The following is a 21,103-nucleotide window of genomic DNA, read 5'->3' as shown; positions in this document are numbered from 1 at the left end:
GAGCCCGCAGGAGCGACCCAGTTAGGTAATCGACACCAGTTGGGTGATGTCGTCGAAGGGCAACGGGCCGTCGACGACGGCTCCGACCACGGCGCTGTTGAGGATGATCGATCCGCCGTGGTTGTCCAGGAATGCGGTGTCGGATGCGTCTCGTCCGGTGGCGATGCGTACCAGGGTCGATCGCGGCGCGAGGCACGTTGCGTCCACCACTCGCCACTGGCCTTCGACGAACGCTTCGGCGACCGCGTGGAAGTCCATCGGATCGCAGCCCGGCGCGTACACCGCAACGAGGCGAGCAGGGACGTTGACGGCCCTCAGCAGTGCCACCACGAGGTGGGTGTAATCACGGCACACACCGGCACCGGCGAGCAGGGTGTCGACGGCGCCGTCGATGGGATCGCTGCTGCCCGGCACATAGCTCAGCCGTGCACCGACCCATGACGACACCTCGGCCAGCAACTTCTCCGACGGTGGGTAGGAGCCGAATTCCGTTGCTGCGAAACCGAAGAACTTGTCTGCCTCGGAGTAGCGGCTGGGCCGCAGATACAGCGAGAGATCGTAGTCCGAGACCGGAGCCGGCTCGGTGTTGCCGTAGATCGTTGCCGAGTACGACGCCTCGAGCTTGCCGACTCCGGCATACAGCTTGTGGATACGGGTGCCGTGAGCACCGCTGATCTCTTGAGCTTCGATCGGCTGACCGTCGAGTGTGAACGACAGTGCTTCCCACACGTCGGTTCCTGGATGTGGTGCGATCGCGATCTGGAACTCGAGGGTGCTGGCCTCGGTCACGTCGACATCGAGGTACGCGGAGACGTCACGTTTCATCGTGCCGATCCTGCCATCTTCGGGCCTTTCGCGCAGATCATGACTCATCGGTGAGACGTTCGCCGGTCACCAGGAATATGACGCGTTTGGCGACCTCGACCGTGTGGTCGGAGTAGCGCTCGTAGAATCTGCCGAGCAGCGTGATGTCCACTGCTGCCGGCACCCCGTGCGGCCAGTCGGGTGCAGAGGTCAGCATGAACAGGCTGCGATGCAGTGCGTCCATTTCCTGATCCTGAATTCGCAGGTTGGCCGCGAGTTCGGCATCTCTGGTTTCCAACACGCGCTGGGTGGCCTCGGCCTGCGCGACGGCCACTCGGCCCATCTCCTCGAACACACTCTCGACCTCAGGGGGGAGCACGTGCGCAGGGTGACGGCGACGGGCCAGCTCGGCGATGTGGACGGCCAGGCCACCCATCCGCTGCAGATCGGCCACGATGTTGATTCCGGACACGACCCGTCGGAGATCGTGCGCGACGGGTGCTTGCAGGGCCAGGAACCCGAATGCGCCGTGTTCCCACTCGACCGCGAGCATGTCGATTTCTTCCCGGTACTCGATTGTCCTCTCCGCGAGGACGATGTCCGCCGTCAGCAACGACGCAGTCGCGTCGATCATTGCCTTCTCGGCAATTCGCGACATCTCGGACAGATTCGACGCCAGTGAATCCAGCGTTTCCGCGTAGCTGTCCCGCATAAAGTACTCAACCCCTACCGCTCCGCCCGTGTGGGCGTGTAGGCCTTACCCCCGAACACACCTTTCTACACCCCCAGCGGCCCTGTGGGACTCTGAACCGCATGACTGTGTTGAAGTCGATCGCGCTCTTCGGCGTCGCCGCCCTGCTCGAGATCGGCGGCGCATGGCTGGTGTGGCAGGGAATTCGCGAGCATCGCGGATGGCTGTGGGCAGGAGCGGGGGTGATAGCCCTCGGTGCCTACGGATTCGTGGCCACCCTGCAGCCGGATGCAAATTTCGGACGCATCCTCGCCGCATACGGCGGGGTGTTCGTCGCAGGATCACTGCTCTGGGCGATGGCGGTGGACGGCTTCCGGCCCGATCGGTGGGACATCGCCGGAGCGTCGATCGCACTGATCGGTGTCGGGGTGATCATGTACGGCCCGCGCTGACTCGCACGGGCCGTACAGGGCAGATCAGCAGTTGGACGGTGCAGGCACTCCGTAGAACCGGTCCTTGATCCAGTTCTGCGCCTCGCCGAGGCCGAGGATATCCGGAATCAGGTGTCCGGCACCGGATCCCGGCACGATGGCCGGAACCTGCGCGGCGCTCAGCTGCACGGTGGCACCCTTGCCGCACCAGTCACCGGCCAGGCCGACGGCCTGTCCGTGGGGCACGATGTCGTCGGACGTACCGGACTGGATCAGCACCGGCGCATTCGGCGTGCGCTCACCGATCTTGTTCTTGGCCAGGATCTCCTGAGCCCTGGGCAACCGGTCGAGTACCACCGACAGCGGCTCGCCCGTCTTGGTGTACTCGTTGGTGCGGTGCAACCCCACGTTCAGAATCGTTTCTCCGACACACTGATCGGCGACCAGATTCAGCATGGCCTTACCCGCGTCGTTGATGTTCCCGTCGACGATCGGCTGTAGATCGGGGTCGGAGTTCAGCAAACCGTTGAGGGTGTAGCCGATGACGCCCGTCAGGATGGTGCCGTCGACCTGCTCGAGCGTCTGCTTCAGATCTGCCGGCGGTGCGCCCGCATAGGTGCCGACGAGGTTCATCTCCGGTGCGTACTCACCGGCGAGTTCCGCTGCGGCAGCGGCAGCGCCACCACCCTGCGAGTAGCCGTAGGCGGCCACCGGTCCGTCCGCGGAAATCTTGGTGCCCTGTAGTTTCTGGGCTGCGCGGGCCGCGTCGAGCACAGCGTGAGCTTCCGATGCCCGGTTGACGTAGGTGTGCGCGCCGGGAGTACCGAGGCCCTCGTAATCGGTGATGACGACGCCGTAGCCCTGAGACAGCAACGAGTACGCCGCGAGCACCTCGTACTCCACCATGAAGCCGAGCGGTGGGGTGTAGGTGATGAGGTTGTTGAGCATCTTCGACGGCGCGCACTGATCGCCCTGCCCCTGAGTGCCCGGTGCCAGTACGACGAGCGGACGAGCACCCGGCCCGGTCCACTCCGCGGCGGGATCGATGTAGGTGCCGGTGACGGCATTTGCGGCGTCGTTGGAGTCGTTGCTGCGGTACATGATTCGAGTCGCGGCACCGGGCAGCGGACCGCCGATTCCGGGTACCGACAGAGCGAGATTCGAAGGCTCCGAACGGAGTACGTCACCGGGCGAGCCGGCGGGCAGCGGGCTCGGTGGAATGTAGAAATCGGATTCGACGGACGAACCCGTCGACGGCGCTGCCGACACCGCCGGCGCCGTCACCCCGATGAACACAGCTGCTACCGCTACAGCCGAACCGAACACGCGCTTGGAACGCAACTGATAACCCCCAACGTCGAACACTTGTTTCCAAGTGAGCGCCACCCCGCGTAGCACTTATCGTGACGCACCTTACGTGATCGATCACACAACGCAAAGAGCTACTTCGGAATCCTCACGATCAGCGCCGACGACGGTGCATAGCCGTCTTCGCCTCGTCGACCTCATCGTCGGTGAACGGACGCCCAGGGAGTTCCGATCGCGGGACGCCGTCACCCCGAAGGCCGTCGAGCAAAACGGTGAAATAACGACGCCAGTTCGAGGCATCGACTGTGCCGGAGAACTCGACGGTCGAGCCGATCATGCCGAGAATCGGATAGAAGTCGTTGACGGCAATGTCGGGACGCAGCTGCCCGGACGCCAGCGCTCGATCGACGATCTTCTCGAAGAACGGATCGATACGCCGTCGTACCTGCGCGATGCCCCGGCACCCCTCGTCGGACCCCAATACGACGTCGCCGAGACCGCGATTCAACGACATTCCCTCGCAGACATCGGCCAGGAACTGCACCAGTCCCTGCCACGCATCCGGGGCTTCGAGTGCGCTCTCGGCGTTCGCGAGCATGTCTTCGAGGCGTTGCTCGAAGACGCCGTCGATGAGTTCTTCCTTGCACGAGAAGCGTCGATAGACGGTGCCGACGCCCACCTTGGCGTGGGCAGCGACGTCATCGAGAGTGATGTCGATGCCGCGTGAGGCGAACAGCTCACGGGCCGCATCCACGATGCGGCGTCGATTGCGTTCGGCATCCGCCCGCAGGGGCTTCGATGCCGTTGTGTCTGGCCTCACACTCATTCGATGTCCGTTTCACCCGATAAGCGGAGGACATTCCTCCACTTAGCTGCTACCTTGGCTCTACAACCGGAGGGTACACCTCCGCATAGTCGAACCGAGGACACTATGACCACCCTTTCATCGGAGAACGTGGGCGACGCAACATCGTCCACGACGCCGGTCGACGAGCGCTCGCATCGGAATCGCTGGCTGATTCTCGCGACGCTCGGGCTGGCCCAGCTCATGGTCGTGCTCGACGCGACCATCGTGAACATCGCACTCCCCGCTGCCCAGCTCGACCTGGGCTTCGACAACTCGGACCGCTCCTGGGTCGTCACCGCATACGCCCTCGCATTCGGCAGTCTGCTGCTCCTCGGTGGACGGCTCAGTGACCTCTTCGGACGGCGCAACACCTTCCTCATCGGGCTCGTCGGATTCGCACTGATGTCGGCAGTGGGTGGAGCAGCCGTCAACTTCGGCATGCTCGTCGCAGCCCGCGCCGGTCAGGGTGTCTTCGGTGCACTGCTCGCCCCCGCCGCACTGTCCCTGCTGGCGACCACGTTCACCGACGTCAAGGAACGCGCGAAGGCCTTCGGCATCTTCGGTGCCATCGCCGGCGGCGGCGGCGCCCTGGGACTGCTCCTCGGCGGCATGCTCACCGAGTGGGCCAACTGGCGCTGGAGCCTGTACGTCAACCTGATCTTCGCTGCGATCGCCTTCGTCGGCGCATTCCTGTTCCTGGCCAAGCACAAGGTCGACGTCCGCCCCAAGCTCGACATCCCCGGCACCCTGGCGGTCTCGGCTGCACTGTTCTCCATCGTCTACGGCTTCGCTCACGCCGAGTCCGACGGCTGGAGCGACCCCGTCACCCTCGGATTCCTCGCCGCCGGTGTCGTTCTGCTCGCGGTGTTCGTGACCATCCAGACGCGCGTCGAGCATCCGTTGCTGCCGCTGCGCATCATCCTCGACCGCACCCGTGCGGGATCGTTCCTCGCCGTATTCGTCACCGGCGCAGGCATGTTCGCGGTGTTCCTGTTCCTGACGTACTACCTGCAGAACACGCTGAACTACACACCCATCACCACCGGGTTCGCGTTCATGCCGATGATCGCGTCGCTGATTCTCACCGCGACGCTGTCCACGGCGCTGATCCTCCCGCGATTCGGACCACGCATCCTCATGACGACCGGCCTCGTCGTGGCCTCCATCGGAATGGGTCTGCTCACCCAGATCGACATCGACAGCAGCTACGTCACGCACATCCTGCCCGGCCTGATCATCATGGGACTCGGACTCGGTGCCACCATGGCGCCGGCCATGCAGGGCGCGATCTCGGGCGTCTCCCCGGACGATGCCGGAGTCGCGTCCGCCACGGTGAACACGATGCAGCAGGTGGGCGGCTCGATCGGCACGGCGCTACTGAGCACCGTCGCCGCCAACGCCGCGACCGGCTACGTCAGTACCAACATGGCAACGGCAACCGATGCCGCGTTACTGCAGGCCAACGCGGAGCTCGCGAGCTACACCACCACATTCTGGTGGGCATCGGGGATCTTCTTGCTCGGAGCCGTGCTATCGATCACGTTGCTGAAGAAGGGGCCGTTGCCGACGGCTCCCGAGGGTGCGGTCGTCGTCGGGCACTGAGAGCGGCTGCGCCGCATGTGAGCGGAACTTCGTAGTGGGCTACGAAGTTCCGCTCATGCGTTCAGCTCTCGAGCAGCTTTTCCGTCGCGGCCAGCAGCACGCAGGTCGCGACGCCGTCCATCGACTTCTCCAGCTCACCGAGTGAGGGGAAGCTCGGGGCGAGGCGAATGTTCTTGTCTTCCGGATCTTTACCGTACGGAAAGGCCGAGCCGGCGGCCGTCAGGGCAATTCCAGCGTCCTTGGCCAGCGCGATCGCACGTGCAGCGGTGCCGTCGAGGACGTCGAGGCTGATGAAGTAACCGCCCTTGGGTTCGGTCCACGACGCGATCTTCGACGCGCCGAGCCGGTCCTCGAGAATCTGCTGAACCAGCGCGAACTTCGGCTTCAGGATCTCTCGATGCTGGGCCATGTGGGCCCGCACGCCCTCGGCGTCGCCGAAGAAGCGTAGATGTCGCAACTGATTGAGCTTGTCCGGGCCGATGCTCTTCTTGCCGAGGTGCTTCTGGTACCAGGCGAGGTTCTCCTCGGAGCTGCCGAAGAAGCTGACGCCCGCGCCGGCGAACGTGATCTTCGAGGTCGACGCGAACACGAACGGACGATTGGGGAAGCCGGCCTCGGCTGCCATGCCGAGCACGTCGTAGGACGGCGCGAACTCCTCGGTCAACGGATGCACCGCATAGGCGTTGTCCCAGAACAGCCGGAAGTCGGGCGCAGCAGTGGGCATGGTTGCCAACGCGCGAACGACCTCCTCCGAAAACACCGCTCCGGTGGGGTTCGCGTAGTTCGGCACCACCCACATGCCCTTGATCTGCGGATCCGCCGCCACCATGGTGGCAATTTCGTGGACGTCCGGCCCGTCGGGACCCATCGGAACCGGGATCATCTCGATGCCGAAGCTCTCGGTGATCGCAAAATGCCGGTCGTAGCCGGGTGCCGGGCACAGGAAGCGCACGTTCGGCTCGGCCGACCAGGCGCGCGGAGAATCGGGCAGGCCGTGCAGCAACGCCCAGACCACCAAGTCCTGCATGATCTCGAGGCTCGCATTGTTACCGGCGAACAGATTCTTCACCGGTATACCGAGCAGCTCGCCGAAGATGGCACGCAGCTCCGGCAGACCCGCGAGGCCGCCGTAATTGCGGCAATCGGTGCCGTTGCCGTCCTTGAAGTCCGCGCCGGGAAGCGTCAGCAGATCTGCAGCGAGATCGAGCTGCTCGGGCGACGGCTTGCCGCGAGTGAGATCGAGGGTGAGCTTCTCGGCTTTGAGCTGCGTGTACTTCGCGCTCTGCCGCTCGTGCTCGGAGGCGAGCTCCTCATGGTTCATCAGACCCAACTGGGTTTGCGCTGGCATGCGGAGCGGCCTTTCGGTGACTGGTTTCCCCGGACAGTGTTCTTGTCACTGAAATTAAGGGGACCCCGCGCACCCGGCAGAGCCCATTGACCCTTGCTGCCTTCCGGCCCTGGGGGAGTTCACAGGATGCGCGCCGCGCGGGATCCGTTAGGAAGTGTAGCCGCCTCCCGCCGGGCACCGCATCACCACCCTTCGCGCCTCCCGATTTGGGAGATGGTGGGGGTAACCGGGTAAGCTCCCCCACGGAGGATTCGCCTAGTGGCCTATGGCGCTCGCCTGGAACGCGGGTTGGGTTAACGCCCTCAGGGGTTCAAATCCCCTATCCTCCGCCAGGGAAGCCCCTGTGACCCAGTCACAGGGGCTTCTTGCTGTTCTGGGGTAGGCACACCTCGGGCTCGTCCGCCCCGGAGTTCCGCGTCAATGGCACATTGACGCGCTCAGACGTATGCAGTGGACCATTGACGCGGCCGGGGGCCGCGGGGGCGCAGGATCGGGGGCAGGGGTGCCGAACCTAGCGAGCCGACCAACCGCCATCCATGGTGTACGACGCTCCGGTGACCATGCCGGCGTTCTCGGAGGTCAACCAGCCCACCAGCGAGGCGACTTCGGCTGGTTCGACGAGTCGTTTGATGGCGGCCTCGGTCAGCAGCACCTTCTCGAGTACCTCGTCCTCGGGGATGTCGTGCGCCTTGGCCTGTTCGGCGATCTGTTTTTCCACCAGGGGCGTTCGTACGTATCCCGGATTGACGCAGTTGCTCGTCACACCGTGAGCTGCTCCTTCGAGGGCCGTCACTTTCGACAGGCCTTCGAGTGCGTGCTTGGCGGTGACGTAGGCGACCTTGAATTCCGATGCCCGCAGTCCGTGCACCGAAGACAGGTTGACCACTCGACCGAAGCCGCGAGAGTACATGTGCGGCAACGCAGCTCGGATGAGTAGGAACGGAGCTTCGACCATCAGCGTCTGGATTCTGCGGAACGCGCCCGGGTCGAAGTCGACGATCGGTGCGACGGTTTGGATGCCGGCGTTGTTGACCAGAATGTCGACGTCCAACTTCAGACTGTCCAGGGCGGTGGTGTCGAGCAGATCCACCGACCAGACCTCCCCGCCGAGTTCGTGCGCCAATTCCTTTGCCGCCACGTCGTTGACGTCGGCGACGGTGACTCGGGCACCGCGGGCGGCGAGCTCACGCGCGCAGGCGGCCCCGATGCCGGACGCTCCCCCGGTGACGAGGGCGGAGCGTCCGGTCAGGTCGGTCACCGCTGTGCATTCTGATCGAGCAGGCCCACCTCGGCAAGCTCGGCCTCGGAGGCCAGATTCTTGGCGTCGGCGATGTCGATCGTCTCGAGGGCCAGACCCTTGGTCTCCCGAGCCGCGACGACGGCGATCACGGTGACGAGCGCCGATCCCGCCAGGTACCAAGCGATCGGTACCGAGGATCCGTATCGGTTCAGCAGGAACACCGCGATGATCGGGGCGAGCGAACCGGCAACGATCGAGGTGACCTGATAGCCGAGGGACACACCGGAATACCGCATCCGCGTCGGGAACATCTCGGCCATGATCGCGGGCTGAGTTGCGTACATGAACGCGTGGAAGATCAGGCCGATGATGATGGCCAGCATGATGACCACGTTGTGCCCACTGTTGAACATCGGGAAGGCGAAGAAGCCCCAGGTTCCTGCGGCCAGAGCACCGAAGAGGTAGACGGGTCGGCGGCCGACGCGATCGGCGAGCTTGCCCACCATCGGGATGACGCAGAAGTGGATGGCGTGCGCGACGAGCATCCACCACAGAATGGTCGTGGTGTCGGTACCCACTTCGACTTTGAGGTAAGTGATCGTGAACGTCACGACGAGGTAGTACATGACGTTCTCACCGAAGCGCAGGCCCATCGCGGTGAAAACCCCACGCGGGTAACGCTTGATGACCTCGAAGACTCCGTACGACGCAGCCTTGATGACCTCGGCCTGCTTCTGTGCCTCGAGGAAGATCGGGGCGTCGGTGACCTTGGTGCGGATGTAGTAGCCGACGAAGACGATGACGGCGGAGAGCCAGAAGGCCACGCGCCAGCCCCAACTGAGGAATGCTTCGTCGGAGAGCGTGGTGGTCAGAACCAGCAGTACGACGGTGGCCAGCAGGTTGCCGGCGGGAACGCCTGCCTGTGGCCAGCTGGCCCAGAATCCACGGGACTTGTTGGGGCTGTGTTCTGCCACAAGGAGAACCGCGCCGCCCCATTCTCCGCCGACGGCGAATCCCTGGATGAAGCGCAACAGGACCAACAGTGCCGGTGCCCAGTAACCGATCTGGCCGAATGTCGGCAGGCAACCCATCAGGAACGTGGCACCGCCGACGAGGACGAGACTGAACTGCAGCAGCTTCTTTCGGCCGTACTTGTCTCCGTAGTGACCGAAGACGATGCCGCCCAACGGTCGTGCGACGAAGCCGACTGCGTAGGTGACGAAGGCTGCGAGGATCGCGTCGAGCTCACTGGTACCTGCCGCGAAGAAGATCTTGCTGAAGACGAGAGTTGCGGCGGTGCCGTAGAGGAAGAACTCGTACCACTCGACGATGGTGCCCGCCATCGAGGCGGCGACGACCTTCTTGAGACCGGACGGGGTGGCATCTGGATCCGGTTGGGATCGATCTGCTGGCGACTGTTCGTCGACACTCATAACTTCTCCTGTGTTGCTCGGCACTTCGCGTCGCTGCATGTGATGGACCACACATATGCGGGATGTGCTGAGTATTGGTGCAGATCTTCGTCGACGCAAGAGCCATGAACGCAGGCCGGATCTGCAAAAATGCAGACATGACCCTCGGCGGGGCGAAGATCCCCAGTGCAGACGACCTGCTGGTGCTGCTTGCCGTCAGCCGTACCGGTCGCTACAGCTCCGCGGCCGACGACCTGGGCATCAATCACACGACCATTTCCCGACGCATCGCCGCACTCGAGAACACTCTCGGCGGCCGAGTCCTCACCCGCGGTGTCGGCGGCTGGGAACTCACGCAACTGGGCCACGGCGCGCTGGCTGCGGCCGAGGCCGTCGAGGATGCGCTGCGCACTCTCGTCTCGACCGATGCCGGCGCGCTGGAAGGCGTCGTACGCATTTCGGCGACCGACGGATTCAGCGCCTACATCGCCGCCCCGGCCGCAGCGCGGGTACAGCGCGCGCACCCTCGGGTGTCGGTGGAGATCGTCGCTGTCACCCGTCGTGCGTCGCAGCAACGATCGGGCCTGGACATCGAGATCGTCGTCGGCCGACCGCAAGTGCATCGCGCCGAAGCGATTCGGCTCGGGGACTATCGCCTCGGCCTCTACGCCTCACAGGCCTATGTGCAGGAGCACGGAACGCCGGAGGTGCCGGCCGACCTGGCAGCGCACCCGCTCATCTATTTCATCGACTCGATGCTGCATGTGGACGACTTGGATCTGGCCCCGAATTTCACCCCGACGATGCGGGAATCGGTCACCTCGACCAACGTGTTCGTTCACGTCGAGGCCACCCGGGCAGCGGCCGGCATCGGACTGTTGCCCTGCTTCATGGCCGACCGTCACCCCGACCTACAACGAATCCTGCCCGACGCCATCGCCGTGAAATTGACCTACTGGCTGGTCACCCGCACCGAAACTTTGCGGCGACCGGAGGTGTCGGCGGTGGTCGACGCGATCCGCGCGGTGGTCAGCGAGCAACGTACGGCCCTGTTGGGTGAGAACTAGTTGGGTGAGAACTGAGATCGGTGGGCATACCGTCGAGAGCACGGAACTTCCGTCCGAGAAGGAGCGTCCCCTCGATGTCCGATATCGACTTCTATTTCGATCCGGTGTGCCCGTTCGCCTGGATGACCAGCAAATGGGTCCGCAAGGTTCAAGCCCAGCGCGATTACACCGTCGACTGGCGATTCATTTCGCTGCGACTGCTCAATTCCCACATCGACTACGATGCGCACTTCCCACCCGAGTACGAGGCCGGACACACTGCTGGTCTGCGACTGTTGAGGGCGGCTGCTGATATTCGTCGTGAGCACGGTTCGGCCGCGATCGGGCCACTGTACGAGGCCCTCGGCACGCACATCTTCGATACCGAGGTGGTGCCGGACGACGCGAAGAGCCACGGCTTTCGCGGCACCGCAGAATTCCTGGCCCCGATTCTCGAAGAAGTAGGGCTGCCGACTCATCACACTGCAGCGTTGGACGATGCGTCCATCGACGAGGAGATTCGAGCCGAAACCGATCATGCGCTCTCGCTGACCGGCAAGGACGTCGGCACCCCCATCATCGCCTTCGAGCCACCGGACGGCGTCGCTTTCTTCGGCCCGGTGATCAGCCGACTGCCCAGCGACGAAGAAGCAGTACCACTGTGGGACAACGTGATCGGGCTTGCGCGCTTCCCGGGATTCGCCGAGATGAAGCGCAGCCTGCGTGAGCTTCCCCAATTGAAGGCTCTCGGTGTGCAGGAGGACGAAGCCGGCGTGCAACAGGACTGGCACGGCGGGAGCCGACGCCAGAAGAAGTGACTCCTCAGCGCGGCTCCTGTGCACGCGTTGGAATGAGCGCACGCGGTCGCGGGGTTCCGTGAGCACAGACATCGAAGACAGGAGCACGTATGAGTTCATCGACGTTCGTCGACGGTATAGAGGTCATGTGGCGACCGGGTTGCCCATTTTGCATGAGGCTGCGTAGCGGTTTGAGCAAGCGCGGAATAGCCACCACCGACATCGACATCTGGACGGAACCCGATGCTGCCGCGCGGGTCCGCGCCGCGACCGGGGGCGACGAAACAGTCCCGACCGTCTTCATCGGGAGCCGCGCGCTCGTCAACCCGAGTGTCAAGCAGGTCATTGCGGCACTCGAGAGTGAATTGCCCGATCGGGTGGACGAGTTGGTACCGCCGCGAGAGGACACCGGAAAATGGCGCGCGATGTTCGGCTTCGGGAAGCGGGCAACGTCGTGAGCAGCATGTCGGCGTGGGTGGGCGAGCACAGGATTGCGCAGTCGGACGACATCGTGATGGTCGAGGGCAATGCCTACTTTCCCGTCGGTGCAGTACACGACGGCGTTCTCACCTCGACGGCGTCGAAGTCACTGTGCCTGTGGAAGGGGATGGCCAGCTACTTCGACGTCACGGTAGAGGGATCTGCACTGAAGAACGCGGCATTCGAATACCGTCACCCCTCCCCGCTCGCGCGGCGGATCAAGGGTCGTGTCGCGTTCTGGAACGGAGTGTCAGTCCGGAAGGACTGATCCGACGCGCACCTGAATGTGGCCGCCGCGGACGGACGCCGACCGCACCTCAGTCAGCTGTCGGGTCATCGTCGTCCACGGATGCGCGTCGATGTCGGATCCGCCGAGTCGGCACGCCAGGCGAGCGAGCGGCGTCCAGACCGCAGCTGCTCCGGTGGGCTTCTGCATGTCCACGACAGCAACGTCGCCGCCGGGCCGCGTCGCCGCGATCATCGTGTTCAGCGCCGACTCCCATTCCGCCATCAGGGACAGCGCGTAGGTGGCGATCGCAGCGTCGAACCGTCGCTCGTCACCCAGCTCGGCGGCATCCACGGTGGTGGCGTCGGCTTCGATCAGCGTCACGTTGGACCAGCCTGCCGAATCGGACCGGCGACGGGCTTGGTCGAGCATCTGCGCGCTGGCGTCGACGCCGGTGATGGACCCGCTCGGCCCGATCTGCTGCTGCAGGAGCGAGAAGTTGAGCCCTGTCCCGCACCCGATGTCGAGTACGTGACTGCCGGTCGGGAGGGAGAGCAGGTCGATCGCGGCGGCCCGTCCTGCGCGGTAGACCGGCCATTCGAAGGAGATCACGTCGTACAGCTGCGCAGACGCCGTGTACGGGGTGGGTCGTTTCATCGGGGGTGTCCGTTCCAGGTCGGTTTCGGTGTCGAATCGGTCGAACCGGGCACACTCGTGCCTGTGGAAACATCGAGCGTCACTTTTGGAACACTGCTTACCAGTCGAAGGGTTCCCTGAAACGTGCACGATTCCGAACCCGCTGAAACCACCGACGCGCAGGCGCGTGGCTTTCGCCTGTACGTCGAACCGGAGATCGAGGTTCTTCTTCGGGTGGCGACAACCCTGACCGGCCCCTCCGACGCCCAGGATCTGGTTCAGGAAACTCTCGTGCGCGCCTGGCGCAGCGTCGACAGATTCGACGGTCGGCACCCGCGCGCGTGGCTGCTGACCATTCTGCGCAACACCAACATGAACATGCACCGGCGTCGCCGCCCGGACACCGTCGCCGACTTCGCCGACTTCGTCTCCACACGGCCCGCGTTCGGGGTCGATCCACCGGGAACAGAGGAGCACGTGATGACGTCGATCCTCTCCGACGATCTCGAGCGGGCCGTCCAATCGTTGGCCCCGAAGTTTCGAACAGTCCTCCTCCTGGTCGACGTCGACCAACTCACCTACAGCGAGGCCGCGGACCTCCTGGGAGTCCCCGTCGGCACGGTGATGTCACGACTGAGCCGTGCACGGGAACGAGTACGACGTCACCTTCGGCCCACGTTCGTCGCTGCTACCGGAAAGGGACACCCATGATCAGATCCGCACGGATGATGTTGACGTGCCATTGGTCGGCGCGGCGGATACAGCGTTACCTCGACGCCGACCCGGCCGCACCACTCGGCACCGACGAGATCCGACGTCTCGAAGCCCACCTGGCGGTATGTGAGAAATGCCGTGCCGCGGAGCTGGAGTTCAAGCAGATCAGCGCCGCCCTCTCGCGGTGGACCGTCGACACGATGCCCGATGAGGACAGCGTCGAACACATTCGACGCTTCATGGACCGACTGACAGGTGAGAGCAGATGACAGCACGAGAAGTAGGAAGCAGAGCGTGGCCCGAGAAGGCGGATCTCGTGGTCGTTGGGGGCGGCACCGCCGGCATCGTCGCGGCGAAGACCGCAGCCGGATTCGGCATCGGGGTTGTGCTGATCGAACGCGAACGCACCGGCGGTGACTGCCTGTGGACCGGCTGCGTTCCGTCGAAAGCGCTGATCGCGGCGGCCTCGGCCGCAGCTACCGCCAGGTCTGCGCACCACCTCGGTGTCGACGTCGGCGAGATGCGGGTCGACTTCCCGCGAGTGATGGCCCACGTGCGCCGCTCCATCGAGCGCATCGCACCCGTCGATTCACCCGAGGCGCTGACCGCCGCGGGGGTCACCGTGGTACACGGTGATGCGGTCTTCACTGCTGCAGACACCGTGACCGTCGATTCCCGGCCCATCCAATTCCTCCAAGCGGTCATCACCACAGGCGCTCGTCCGACCGTTCCTGCGATTGCCGGCCTCGACTCGGTCGACTACCTCAACAGCGACACCCTGTGGGACCTCGCGTCGCTACCGCAGCGCCTGCTCGTCATCGGTGCAGGAAACATCGGTTGCGAAATGGCCCAGGCCTTCGCCCGCTTGGGTTCGGAGGTCACCCTGGTGGGCCGCGCCGAGACCGTCTTGCCCAGGGAGGACGAGTCGGCCTCATCAGTGCTCGCGGCCGCCCTCGGTGCGGACGGAGTCACGGTGCTCACCTCCACCGAGGTCGTCGACATCGACTCTCGTTGCGCGCGTACCGATTCCGGGAGCACAATCGAGTTCGATCGGGTTCTTGTCGCTACCGGCCGTACTCCGCGCACCGAATCTCTGGGACTCGATGTCGCGGGCGTCGCCGTGGACGAACGTGGATACGTCGTCGCCGACGACCATCTCGCGACCACCAACCCTCGAATCTGGGCGGCAGGCGATCTGACCGGCCATCCTCAGTTCACCCACACCGCTGGGATGCACGGCTCGCTGGCCGCGAGCAATGCCGTCCTCGGACTGCCACGCAAGGTCGACGCGACGGGCACTCCGCGTGTCACCTTCACCGATCCCGAGATCGCTTCTGCCGGAATCGATGTCCGCACTGCGCGACGCATCCCCGGCCTACGGTTGCAGACGCTCGAGCACGGAGAGATCGACCGAGCCGTCACCGAGGGCAGGACCGACGGCTTCACGACGCTCGTGCTCGACGGCAAACACCGCATCGTCGGAGCCTGTGTGGTGGGCCCGCGGGCCGGCGAGACCATGGGGGAGCTCGTCCTCGCCGTCAAACACGGAATGCGCACCCGCGATCTCGCTGGGGCGACCCATCCGTACCCGACGTACAACGACGGACCATGGAACGCCGCGATTGCCGACGTTCGCGCGCAGTTGAATTCACCTGTCCTTGCACGGGCGACCAAGACGGTCGCGAAGATTCGGAGTGCCTGGGTGAGAAGGCGATTCGACTCCTAGCGCCACCTCAGGACAGGGCGCGATACCCGGCGATGATGCGTTGCCCGGAACTCACCGCAACCAGCCCCGCCCAGACCACTGCTATCTGCCATCCCCACTGCGGGAACAGCAGCCAGAGACTGTGCACAGCAATGGTTTCTGCCCCCTCGGCCAGACCGCCGAGGAAAGAGAACGAACGCCCGTCGTCGATGGTCCGCCCGGTGCGCTCGGCGATCGAGGAGAACGCCAGAAACGCGGTGCCGTTGATGTAGTACGCCAACAACACCAGCAGAAACGGCCACCAGGGAGCACCGAACTGCGCCGAGGCTCCTACCGCGACCCCCACCACCGTGGTGCCGTAGACCACGAAATCGGCTGTGATGTCGAAGAATCCACCGGCCCCGCTGCTTTTGCCACCCGCCCGCACACGGGTGCGCGCCACGGGCCCGTCCAGACCGTCGGCGATCCGAGAGACGATCCACAATGCCAACGCGAGCAGCCAGAACTGCAGTCCGGCGGCCAGCGCACTGCCGAGTCCGAGCACCAAGCCGGCAGCGGTGATGCGGTCCGCGGTGATGGCGGGGCGATCCAGCGCAGCGGCGCAGCGGTTCAGTGGGCCTTCGAGGTGGCGACGCAGGTAGGCGTCGATCATCGAGCCTCGCCCGGTGCCGTGGTGGGTGCAGCCGCGGTCAGACCGAGCTTTCGAGCCAGCAGCGCCGAACCCGCCGCGATCGCCAGCACCGCGAGCAGTGCGATGGCGAACGGCCACGACAGCGGCGAGGTCCCGTAGGCCCCCAGCGCCGTGTACGCGATGGTCGCGGGCACGATCCCGACCATGGTTCCCACCACGTAGTCGCGCTGCCCCACCGCGCTGACCCCGGCGGCGTAGTTGACCAGAGAGAACGGGAGCGGTACGAGACGCACGAGCAGGACCGACAGCAATCCGCGCCGGCCGAGCATGGCGTCGAGCCGGCGGAGCTTGCCCCATTCGGTGCGGGCCACCTGACCGCGTCCCAGCGCTCGCGCTGCCCAGTACCCCAGATAGGCCCCCACTGTGGCGGAGAACACCACGACGACCGCGCCCACCGCGAGCCCGAACAGCAGTCCCGACGCGATGGTCAACGTGCTGGCCGGAAACGGAGTGGCCGACAGGACGGCATAGAGCACCACGAACAGCGCGATCCCCCAGACCCCCGCCGACGCCACCCGATCACGAATGAACGACGCGTCGGGCAGGTCGACGGTGCCGGCCACGATCACCACCGCGATGACGACGGCAGCTACCGCGGCCAATTTCAGCGCTGTTCGCCGCCGGTTCCCACTCGCTGGGCCCTCTGCGGTCGGTCGATCCAGGTTCACCATCGCGCCTTTCTTCGGTCGATCGGCCGTGCACGTTCGTACTTGGAAGTCTCCGACTCCCCCAGTGTGTTCCCGATACGTCACATTCAACCCATTACGGTGGAGGCAGCAGCGTCGTCGATGCCTGCTTCCGTGGATCAGGAGGCTCTACGTTGAAGTTTCGCTCACTACGGCGCCAGGTAGCGATCGCAGCCGGCGCGGGGTTGCTGCTCACCGCCTGCGCTGCCCCGGACTCCGATGCCCCCATCGCCGACGCCCTGCCGTGGAACGAGATCGAACAGCAGGCACAGGGTCAGACGGTCTCGCTGTGGATGTACGGCGGTGACGAGCAGGGCAACGCCTACGTCGACGACGTCCTCACTCCCGCTGCCGCCGACGCAGGGGTCACACTCCGCCGCGTCCCCGTCGAGGACACCACCGACGCCGTCAACCGCATCCTTTCCGAACGGCAGGCCGGGGTCACCGACGGTGAGGTCGATCTGGTGTGGGTCAACGGCGCGAACTTCGGCACCGGAAAGCAGGCCGGTGCGTGGCTGTGCGGGTGGACGCAGAACCTGCCGAACATGCAGTACACCGACCCGGCGGACCCACTGCTGAGCAACGACTTCGGCACCCCGGTGGACGATTGCGAATCACCCTGGCACAAGGCGCAGTTCACCCTGGTCTACAACGCAGCCGCCGTCCCGAATCCGCCGACGACGTTCGACGGCGTTCTGGACTGGGCTCAGGCCAATCCAGGCCGCTTCACCTACCCCGCTCCCCCGGACTTCACCGGCTCGGTGTTCGTCCGTGAGGCACTGGTGAACGAATCCGGCGGCGTCGACGAAGTCCCCGCGCAGTTCGACCAGGACTCCTACGATCGCCTCGCCCCGGCCCTGTTCGACCGGCTGAACGCGCTGGCACCCTCGCTGTGGCGCGAGGGAGAGACATATCCGCAGTCCTCCTCCGAGCTCAACGACCTCTACGCCGGCGGCCAGGTGGACATGACCATGACCTACGGTCCGGCCACCCTGACCCAACTCGTCGCCGACGGCACCTACCCGCCCGAAACCCGCGTACTGACTCTCGACGAGGGAACCGTCGGGAACGCGAGTTTCCTGGCCATACCATCGACCTCGGGTAAGTCCGCTGCAGCGCAGGTGGTGGCGAACATCGCCCTCTCGCCCGAGCAGCAACTCGCCAAATCCCAACCCGAGGTGTGGGGCCAATTCACTGCCTTGGACATCACGCGTCTGACCCCGGAAGAGCAGGCGCAGTTCGAGCAACTCCCGTCCTCGCCGGTGGTTCCCTCGTACGAGGTGATCTCGGCGAACGCGCACCCGGAACTGTCGGCGGAGTGGGTCACCCCGCTCGACGAGGGTTGGCGTCGAAGCGTGCTCGCCGGGCAGTGACGGCGTCCCCGAGAAGTCTGCGCGGCACGGTGGCGGTGCTGCCTGCCGTCGTGCTGGTCGTCCTCGTCGTCGGCGGCGGCCTCGGGACAGTGCTGCTGCAGAGCCTGGGATTGATGCCGTTGGTGGGAACACCCGCGCTGTCGGTCGACGCCTACTCCGCATTGAGCGGCGACCTGTGGCGGTCGATGGCGCTGACGGTGTCGATCGCCGTTGTGTCGACGGCATTGGCCACAGTGATCGGGCTCGCAGCCGCCCTGACCGCGTTGTCCGGACGGCGTGCGGCTTTGGTCGCTGCCGGCTTGACGGTCACGGTGCCGCACCTCATCGGAGCAGCGGCGATGGCGCTGCTGCTCGCAGATTCGGGGATGCTGCCCCGCATCCTCGGCCTGACCGACGGGGGCTGGCCGGAGTTGGTCGGTGGGAAGTGGTGGATCGCCGTTGTCGCCGAATACGCCTGGAAGGAATCGGCTTTCGTAGCCGTCGTCGTGGCCGGGACACTCGCCACCCGAGTAGCCGCATTCGACGAGACGGCCGCAACCCTCGGGGCGGGCCGGTGGGCTCGGCTGCGGCTGGTCACTCTGCCGCTGGCTCGGCCTGCGCTGATCGCCTCGGCGGCGATCGCGTTCGCCTATACCGTCGGATCCTACGAAGTGGCCCGCATTCTGGGTCGACCGTATCCGGAGCCGTTGTCGGTGATGGCAATTCGCCTGTTCACCTCGATCGATCTCGAGACGCGCCCGCAGGCCGCGGCCGCCGCGACGATCGCCACCGCCGTGACCGTCGTCGTGGCCGCGGTGGCCCTGCACTTCCTGCGCAGGTCGGCAGCGTGGAAATGAACAAGGTGGAAGTGATTCGGGTTCTTCCTCGTTTCGGCCGGGCTTTCCTGGCCCTGTGGTTCGTGCTGCCGCTGGTTCCGATCGTGTTGTGGGCCGTCAGCAATCGGTGGTCCTTCCCTGGCTCGGTTCCCCAGGAATGGGGATTCGAGGGGGTTCGGAGCGCTGTGGCGGCCGGAGGCATCGATGCGTTCGTGCGCTCGACCTCCCTCGCTCTAGCCGTCGCCGCCATTGCAACACCGTTGGGCGCGTTGGCCGCTCGCGCCCTGGTGAACGGTACTGTGCGCTTTCCCGCTCTCGTGGCCGGGATCCTCTTCGCGCCGCTGGCCCTGCCCCCGTTCGCCGTGGCGTTGGGCCTTGATGTTCTCGTCTTGCGCTCACGCATCCCCAGCACGGTGGCCGTGATCGCATTGCTGACCGTTGCAGCCATTCCCTACACGACGTACCTGATGCGAGTGGCGTTCGGTGCGTACGACATCGGCTACGAGGAAGAGGCGCGCACACTCGGTGCGTCGAGCTTGTTGATTCTGCGGCGCATCCGCATTCCCCTGCTGGCTCCGGCGTTGGCCGGTGCTGCGTTGCTCGCCTTTCTCGTGGCGTGGAGCGACTACGTGATCACCCTGCTGATCGGTGGGGGCAGGCTGGTGACCGTGCCCATTCTCGTCGCCTCGTTCGCAGCCGGAACCGGCAACGACGCGGTGGTGGCCGCGCTGTCGGTTGCCGCTGTCGTTCCGCCGCTGCTACTGGTGCTCATGCTCGCTCGGCTGCGACGAAGGGCGGGGCGATGAGCGTCGAACTGTCCGTACGCGGACTTACCAAAGTGCATGCCGGTCAATCGGCTGCGGCTCTGGATTCGTTGGATCTGACCGTGCCGCCGGGGTCGTGCACGGCGATCCTCGGTCCGTCGGGCTCCGGCAAGAGTACTGCGCTACGGCTCATCGCAGGTCTGGATTCGCCCACTGCCGGCACGGTGCACATCGACGGCAACGAGGTGAACGACGTTGCGGCCGAGAACCGCGGCGTCGGCATGGTGTTCCAACGTCCGATGCTGTTCCCGCACATGAGCGTGCTGGACAACATCGGCTTCGCCTACCGCGCCGCCGGAGAGAGTCGCAAGCGTTCGCGCGAACGAGCCCGGGAGTACCTCGATCTCGTTCATCTCGGCGATATGAGTGACCGGGCCGTGTCCGAGGTGTCCGGTGGGCAAGCGCAGCGGGTCGCGTTGGCGCGCTCGCTCGCCGGTTCACCGCGAGTGTTGTTGTTGGACGAGCCGTTCAGCGCTCTGGACCCGGTGTTGCGCAACGAGATGCACGACCTTGTTCGTGAATTGCGGACCTCGCTGGATCAGACGCTGCTGCTCGTCACTCACGATCAGCAGGAAGCGGCGGTGCTGGCCGATTCCGTGGCGGTGCTCATCGACGGTCGATTGGAGCATCACTCCGATATCGCGACTGCCTACACGCGTCCGAGCACGCTGGCGGTTTCACGATTGATGGGCGGGGTGAACGAGATCGAGGGCGTGTGGGACGGGGTCAGAAGCCATCGCTCCGAGCTCGGGGAGCTGGACGTGAACGGTGTAGATCTACCATCTGGACCTGCTGTGTTGTTGTTGCGGCATGAGCTGATCCGGTTGGGGTCCGACGGTATCCACGGTGTGGTTTCGGGACTGCGGCCTACGGGTTTTCGTAGTATCGCGGATGTGAACGTGGCGTCGACGGTGGTGAGGGTGGAGTTACCGGCGGGGTCTTCGGTGGCGATGGGAGACGCTGTGGCGTTGGACCTTCCTGTTGAAGCGAGATTTGTAGTTGGACGTTGAGGTGGTGACATTTCCTGTGCGAGACACAACCGAGCAATCATCCAGGTTGAATGAAGTCAAGCGACGTGAGCCGCACGGCGAATCCCCCTACGTAGCGCAACAACAGTTTTCGGAAGGGAGATGTTCTCGTGGCTGCATGGTGATGCACCAGGGACATACGAATTCTCCATCGGGCATACCGGCCTGATGCACACCTAAGCTACCTGGCTGTCCACCTTCGTAGCTCCCTACGGGCTGAAACGCGTGCGGTGGCCCACTACCGAACTGGCGGAGGAATTCGAAATGGACTCCGAGTTCTTTCATCCGACTCACCAGAGAGAAGGACGTACCCGACCTACTCGACTACGAGTTCGCGCTGCTCTAGCCCCTAAGGTTCCGGGCTCGTTTTCGATGTGTCTTCGTGCAACAACAGAACTC

Annotated in this window: 23 protein-coding genes, 1 tRNA gene and 1 other RNA gene; 14 read left to right on the top strand and 11 right to left on the bottom strand. The window is 64.9% G+C overall.

Annotated features, from left to right (window positions below):
- Nucleotides 1-21: 21 nt before the first annotated feature.
- Nucleotides 22-825, bottom strand: coding sequence for a transglutaminase-like domain-containing protein (locus RHODMAR_RS06510; RefSeq protein WP_008712577.1), 804 nt, complete (start codon nt 823-825; stop codon nt 22-24).
- A gap of 37 nt (nt 826-862) precedes the next feature.
- A complete protein-coding gene (phoU, locus tag RHODMAR_RS06505; RefSeq protein ID WP_008712575.1) occupies nt 863-1,516 on the bottom strand; it encodes a phosphate signaling complex protein PhoU in 654 nt (217 codons plus the stop codon).
- Nucleotides 1,517-1,617: 101 nt separating this feature from the next.
- Between phoU and RHODMAR_RS06500 the strand changes: the two genes are divergently transcribed.
- A complete protein-coding gene (locus RHODMAR_RS06500) occupies nt 1,618-1,947 on the top strand; it encodes a YnfA family protein (protein WP_008712573.1) in 330 nt (109 codons plus the stop codon).
- A 24-nt stretch (nt 1,948-1,971) separates the two neighbouring features.
- On the opposite strand, the gene RHODMAR_RS06495 is transcribed toward RHODMAR_RS06500, so the two are convergent.
- Entirely contained in the window at nt 1,972-3,267 is a 1,296-nt protein-coding gene (locus RHODMAR_RS06495) for a lipase family protein (protein WP_042938240.1), read from the bottom strand.
- Nucleotides 3,268-3,388: 121 nt separating this feature from the next.
- Nucleotides 3,389-4,060 carry a TetR/AcrR family transcriptional regulator gene (locus RHODMAR_RS06490; protein WP_008712571.1) on the bottom strand — a complete coding sequence of 224 codons (672 nt, stop codon included), beginning with the start codon at nt 4,058-4,060 and terminating at the stop codon, nt 3,389-3,391.
- A gap of 105 nt (nt 4,061-4,165) precedes the next feature.
- On the opposite strand from RHODMAR_RS06490, the gene RHODMAR_RS06485 reads away from it, so the two are divergent.
- Nucleotides 4,166-5,683 carry an MFS transporter gene (locus RHODMAR_RS06485; protein WP_008712570.1) on the top strand — a complete coding sequence of 506 codons (1,518 nt, stop codon included), beginning with the start codon at nt 4,166-4,168 and terminating at the stop codon, nt 5,681-5,683.
- A 61-nt stretch (nt 5,684-5,744) separates the two neighbouring features.
- Here the strand turns inward: RHODMAR_RS06485 and RHODMAR_RS06480 are convergent, their stop codons facing one another.
- Together RHODMAR_RS06480 and ffs are read right to left on the bottom strand one after the other, a co-directional pair.
- Nucleotides 5,745-7,031 (bottom strand): aminotransferase class I/II-fold pyridoxal phosphate-dependent enzyme, encoded by a 1,287-nt coding sequence (locus RHODMAR_RS06480; protein WP_008712569.1) that lies wholly within the window; start codon nt 7,029-7,031, stop codon nt 5,745-5,747.
- A gap of 54 nt (nt 7,032-7,085) precedes the next feature.
- An RNA gene (ffs, locus tag RHODMAR_RS27450) (signal recognition particle sRNA small type) lies at nt 7,086-7,180 on the bottom strand.
- Between the two features lie 95 nt (nt 7,181-7,275).
- Between ffs and RHODMAR_RS06475 the strand changes: the two genes are divergently transcribed.
- Nucleotides 7,276-7,363 (top strand) — tRNA-Ser (locus RHODMAR_RS06475).
- 179 nt (nt 7,364-7,542) lie between these two features.
- On the opposite strand, the gene RHODMAR_RS06470 is transcribed toward RHODMAR_RS06475, so the two are convergent.
- Both RHODMAR_RS06470 and RHODMAR_RS06465 read right to left on the bottom strand, forming a co-directional pair.
- Entirely contained in the window at nt 7,543-8,289 is a 747-nt protein-coding gene (locus RHODMAR_RS06470) for a 3-hydroxybutyrate dehydrogenase (protein ID WP_008712568.1), read from the bottom strand.
- Entirely contained in the window at nt 8,286-9,704 is a 1,419-nt protein-coding gene (locus RHODMAR_RS06465) for an MFS transporter (RefSeq protein WP_008712566.1), read from the bottom strand. The genes RHODMAR_RS06470 and RHODMAR_RS06465 overlap by 4 nt, the downstream gene beginning before the upstream one ends.
- Nucleotides 9,705-9,841: 137 nt before the next feature.
- Here RHODMAR_RS06465 and RHODMAR_RS06460 point away from each other — a divergent pair, with 137 nt between their 5' ends.
- The 4 genes from RHODMAR_RS06460 to RHODMAR_RS06445 all read left to right on the top strand — a co-directional run bounded on the left by RHODMAR_RS06460 (nt 9,842) and on the right by RHODMAR_RS06445 (nt 12,274).
- Nucleotides 9,842-10,750, top strand: a complete 909-nt coding sequence (locus RHODMAR_RS06460; RefSeq protein ID WP_008712565.1) for a LysR family transcriptional regulator — start codon at nt 9,842-9,844, stop codon at nt 10,748-10,750.
- A gap of 74 nt (nt 10,751-10,824) precedes the next feature.
- Entirely contained in the window at nt 10,825-11,547 is a 723-nt protein-coding gene (locus tag RHODMAR_RS06455; RefSeq protein WP_008712563.1) for a mycothiol-dependent nitroreductase Rv2466c family protein, read from the top strand.
- Nucleotides 11,548-11,636: 89 nt separating this feature from the next.
- Nucleotides 11,637-11,984: a glutaredoxin family protein gene (locus RHODMAR_RS06450; RefSeq protein WP_008712560.1), complete on the top strand. Its 348-nt coding sequence runs from the start codon at nt 11,637-11,639 to the stop codon at nt 11,982-11,984.
- 5 nt (nt 11,985-11,989) lie between these two features.
- A complete protein-coding gene (locus RHODMAR_RS06445; RefSeq protein ID WP_042938239.1) occupies nt 11,990-12,274 on the top strand; it encodes a DUF427 domain-containing protein in 285 nt (94 codons plus the stop codon).
- Here RHODMAR_RS06445 and RHODMAR_RS06440 read toward each other — a convergent pair.
- Nucleotides 12,257-12,889 (bottom strand): class I SAM-dependent methyltransferase, encoded by a 633-nt coding sequence (locus RHODMAR_RS06440; protein ID WP_008712556.1) that lies wholly within the window; start codon nt 12,887-12,889, stop codon nt 12,257-12,259. The two genes, RHODMAR_RS06445 and RHODMAR_RS06440, sit on opposite strands and share 18 nt — an antisense overlap.
- Nucleotides 12,890-13,012: 123 nt before the next feature.
- On the opposite strand from RHODMAR_RS06440, the gene RHODMAR_RS06435 reads away from it, so the two are divergent.
- Genes RHODMAR_RS06435 through RHODMAR_RS06425 form a run of 3 tightly spaced genes read left to right on the top strand, consistent with a single transcriptional unit; the run spans nt 13,013 to nt 15,308 of the window.
- On the top strand, nt 13,013-13,579 hold the full coding sequence (locus RHODMAR_RS06435) for an RNA polymerase sigma factor (RefSeq protein WP_008712554.1): 567 nt from the start codon (nt 13,013-13,015) through the stop codon (nt 13,577-13,579).
- Nucleotides 13,576-13,851: a zf-HC2 domain-containing protein gene (locus RHODMAR_RS06430; protein WP_008712553.1), complete on the top strand. Its 276-nt coding sequence runs from the start codon at nt 13,576-13,578 to the stop codon at nt 13,849-13,851. The genes RHODMAR_RS06435 and RHODMAR_RS06430 overlap by 4 nt, the downstream gene beginning before the upstream one ends.
- On the top strand, nt 13,848-15,308 hold the full coding sequence (locus RHODMAR_RS06425) for a dihydrolipoyl dehydrogenase family protein (RefSeq protein WP_051047835.1): 1,461 nt from the start codon (nt 13,848-13,850) through the stop codon (nt 15,306-15,308). The genes RHODMAR_RS06430 and RHODMAR_RS06425 overlap by 4 nt, the downstream gene beginning before the upstream one ends.
- A gap of 7 nt (nt 15,309-15,315) precedes the next feature.
- Here RHODMAR_RS06425 and RHODMAR_RS06420 read toward each other — a convergent pair whose 3' ends face one another.
- Entirely contained in the window at nt 15,316-15,939 is a 624-nt protein-coding gene (locus tag RHODMAR_RS06420; protein ID WP_042938223.1) for a CDP-alcohol phosphatidyltransferase family protein, read from the bottom strand.
- Nucleotides 15,936-16,649 (bottom strand): TVP38/TMEM64 family protein, encoded by a 714-nt coding sequence (locus RHODMAR_RS06415; protein ID WP_157226012.1) that lies wholly within the window; start codon nt 16,647-16,649, stop codon nt 15,936-15,938. Before RHODMAR_RS06415 ends, RHODMAR_RS06420 begins: the two co-directional genes overlap by 4 nt.
- A gap of 149 nt (nt 16,650-16,798) precedes the next feature.
- On the opposite strand from RHODMAR_RS06415, the gene RHODMAR_RS06410 reads away from it, so the two are divergent.
- Genes RHODMAR_RS06410 through RHODMAR_RS06395 form a run of 4 tightly spaced genes read left to right on the top strand, consistent with a single transcriptional unit; the run spans nt 16,799 to nt 20,686 of the window.
- On the top strand, nt 16,799-18,037 hold the full coding sequence (locus tag RHODMAR_RS06410) for an ABC transporter substrate-binding protein (RefSeq protein ID WP_008712549.1): 1,239 nt from the start codon (nt 16,799-16,801) through the stop codon (nt 18,035-18,037).
- On the top strand, nt 18,034-18,873 hold the full coding sequence (locus RHODMAR_RS06405; protein WP_198289407.1) for an ABC transporter permease: 840 nt from the start codon (nt 18,034-18,036) through the stop codon (nt 18,871-18,873). The genes RHODMAR_RS06410 and RHODMAR_RS06405 overlap by 4 nt, the downstream gene beginning before the upstream one ends.
- Nucleotides 18,870-19,658 carry an ABC transporter permease gene (locus RHODMAR_RS06400; RefSeq protein ID WP_051047833.1) on the top strand — a complete coding sequence of 263 codons (789 nt, stop codon included), beginning with the start codon at nt 18,870-18,872 and terminating at the stop codon, nt 19,656-19,658. The genes RHODMAR_RS06405 and RHODMAR_RS06400 overlap by 4 nt, the downstream gene beginning before the upstream one ends.
- Nucleotides 19,655-20,686 carry an ABC transporter ATP-binding protein gene (locus RHODMAR_RS06395; RefSeq protein ID WP_008712543.1) on the top strand — a complete coding sequence of 344 codons (1,032 nt, stop codon included), beginning with the start codon at nt 19,655-19,657 and terminating at the stop codon, nt 20,684-20,686. The genes RHODMAR_RS06400 and RHODMAR_RS06395 overlap by 4 nt, the downstream gene beginning before the upstream one ends.
- Nucleotides 20,687-21,103: the final 417 nt, after the last annotated feature.

It is taken from the genome of Rhodococcus sp. AW25M09 (genome assembly GCF_000333955.1).
GTDB lineage: Bacteria > Actinomycetota > Actinomycetes > Mycobacteriales > Mycobacteriaceae > Rhodococcoides.
The sequence above is the reverse complement of the archived record's forward strand: the minus strand, read 5'-3'. Positions and strand labels throughout refer to the sequence as shown.

Bases quoted from the DNA above. Each gene is read 5' to 3' on its own strand.
- RHODMAR_RS06510 (WP_008712577.1), bottom strand. From the start codon at position 825: ATGAAACGTGACGTCTCCGCGTACCTCGATGTCGACGTGACCGAGGCC.
- phoU (WP_008712575.1), bottom strand. From the start codon at position 1,516: ATGCGGGACAGCTACGCGGAAACGCTGGATTCACTGGCGTCGAATCTG.
- RHODMAR_RS06500 (WP_008712573.1), top strand. From the start codon at position 1,618: ATGACTGTGTTGAAGTCGATCGCGCTCTTCGGCGTCGCCGCCCTGCTC.
- RHODMAR_RS06490 (WP_008712571.1), bottom strand. From the start codon at position 4,060: ATGAGTGTGAGGCCAGACACAACGGCATCGAAGCCCCTGCGGGCGGAT.
- RHODMAR_RS06485 (WP_008712570.1), top strand. From the start codon at position 4,166: ATGACCACCCTTTCATCGGAGAACGTGGGCGACGCAACATCGTCCACG.
- RHODMAR_RS06480 (WP_008712569.1), bottom strand. From the start codon at position 7,031: ATGCCAGCGCAAACCCAGTTGGGTCTGATGAACCATGAGGAGCTCGCC.
- RHODMAR_RS06465 (WP_008712566.1), bottom strand. From the start codon at position 9,704: ATGAGTGTCGACGAACAGTCGCCAGCAGATCGATCCCAACCGGATCCA.
- RHODMAR_RS06460 (WP_008712565.1), top strand. From the start codon at position 9,842: ATGACCCTCGGCGGGGCGAAGATCCCCAGTGCAGACGACCTGCTGGTG.
- RHODMAR_RS06455 (WP_008712563.1), top strand. From the start codon at position 10,825: ATGTCCGATATCGACTTCTATTTCGATCCGGTGTGCCCGTTCGCCTGG.
- RHODMAR_RS06450 (WP_008712560.1), top strand. From the start codon at position 11,637: ATGAGTTCATCGACGTTCGTCGACGGTATAGAGGTCATGTGGCGACCG.
- RHODMAR_RS06445 (WP_042938239.1), top strand. From the start codon at position 11,990: ATGTCGGCGTGGGTGGGCGAGCACAGGATTGCGCAGTCGGACGACATC.
- RHODMAR_RS06440 (WP_008712556.1), bottom strand. From the start codon at position 12,889: ATGAAACGACCCACCCCGTACACGGCGTCTGCGCAGCTGTACGACGTG.
- RHODMAR_RS06430 (WP_008712553.1), top strand. From the start codon at position 13,576: ATGATCAGATCCGCACGGATGATGTTGACGTGCCATTGGTCGGCGCGG.
- RHODMAR_RS06425 (WP_051047835.1), top strand. From the start codon at position 13,848: ATGACAGCACGAGAAGTAGGAAGCAGAGCGTGGCCCGAGAAGGCGGAT.
- RHODMAR_RS06420 (WP_042938223.1), bottom strand. From the start codon at position 15,939: ATGATCGACGCCTACCTGCGTCGCCACCTCGAAGGCCCACTGAACCGC.
- RHODMAR_RS06415 (WP_157226012.1), bottom strand. From the start codon at position 16,649: ATGGTGAACCTGGATCGACCGACCGCAGAGGGCCCAGCGAGTGGGAAC.
- RHODMAR_RS06400 (WP_051047833.1), top strand. From the start codon at position 18,870: ATGAACAAGGTGGAAGTGATTCGGGTTCTTCCTCGTTTCGGCCGGGCT.
- RHODMAR_RS06395 (WP_008712543.1), top strand. From the start codon at position 19,655: ATGAGCGTCGAACTGTCCGTACGCGGACTTACCAAAGTGCATGCCGGT.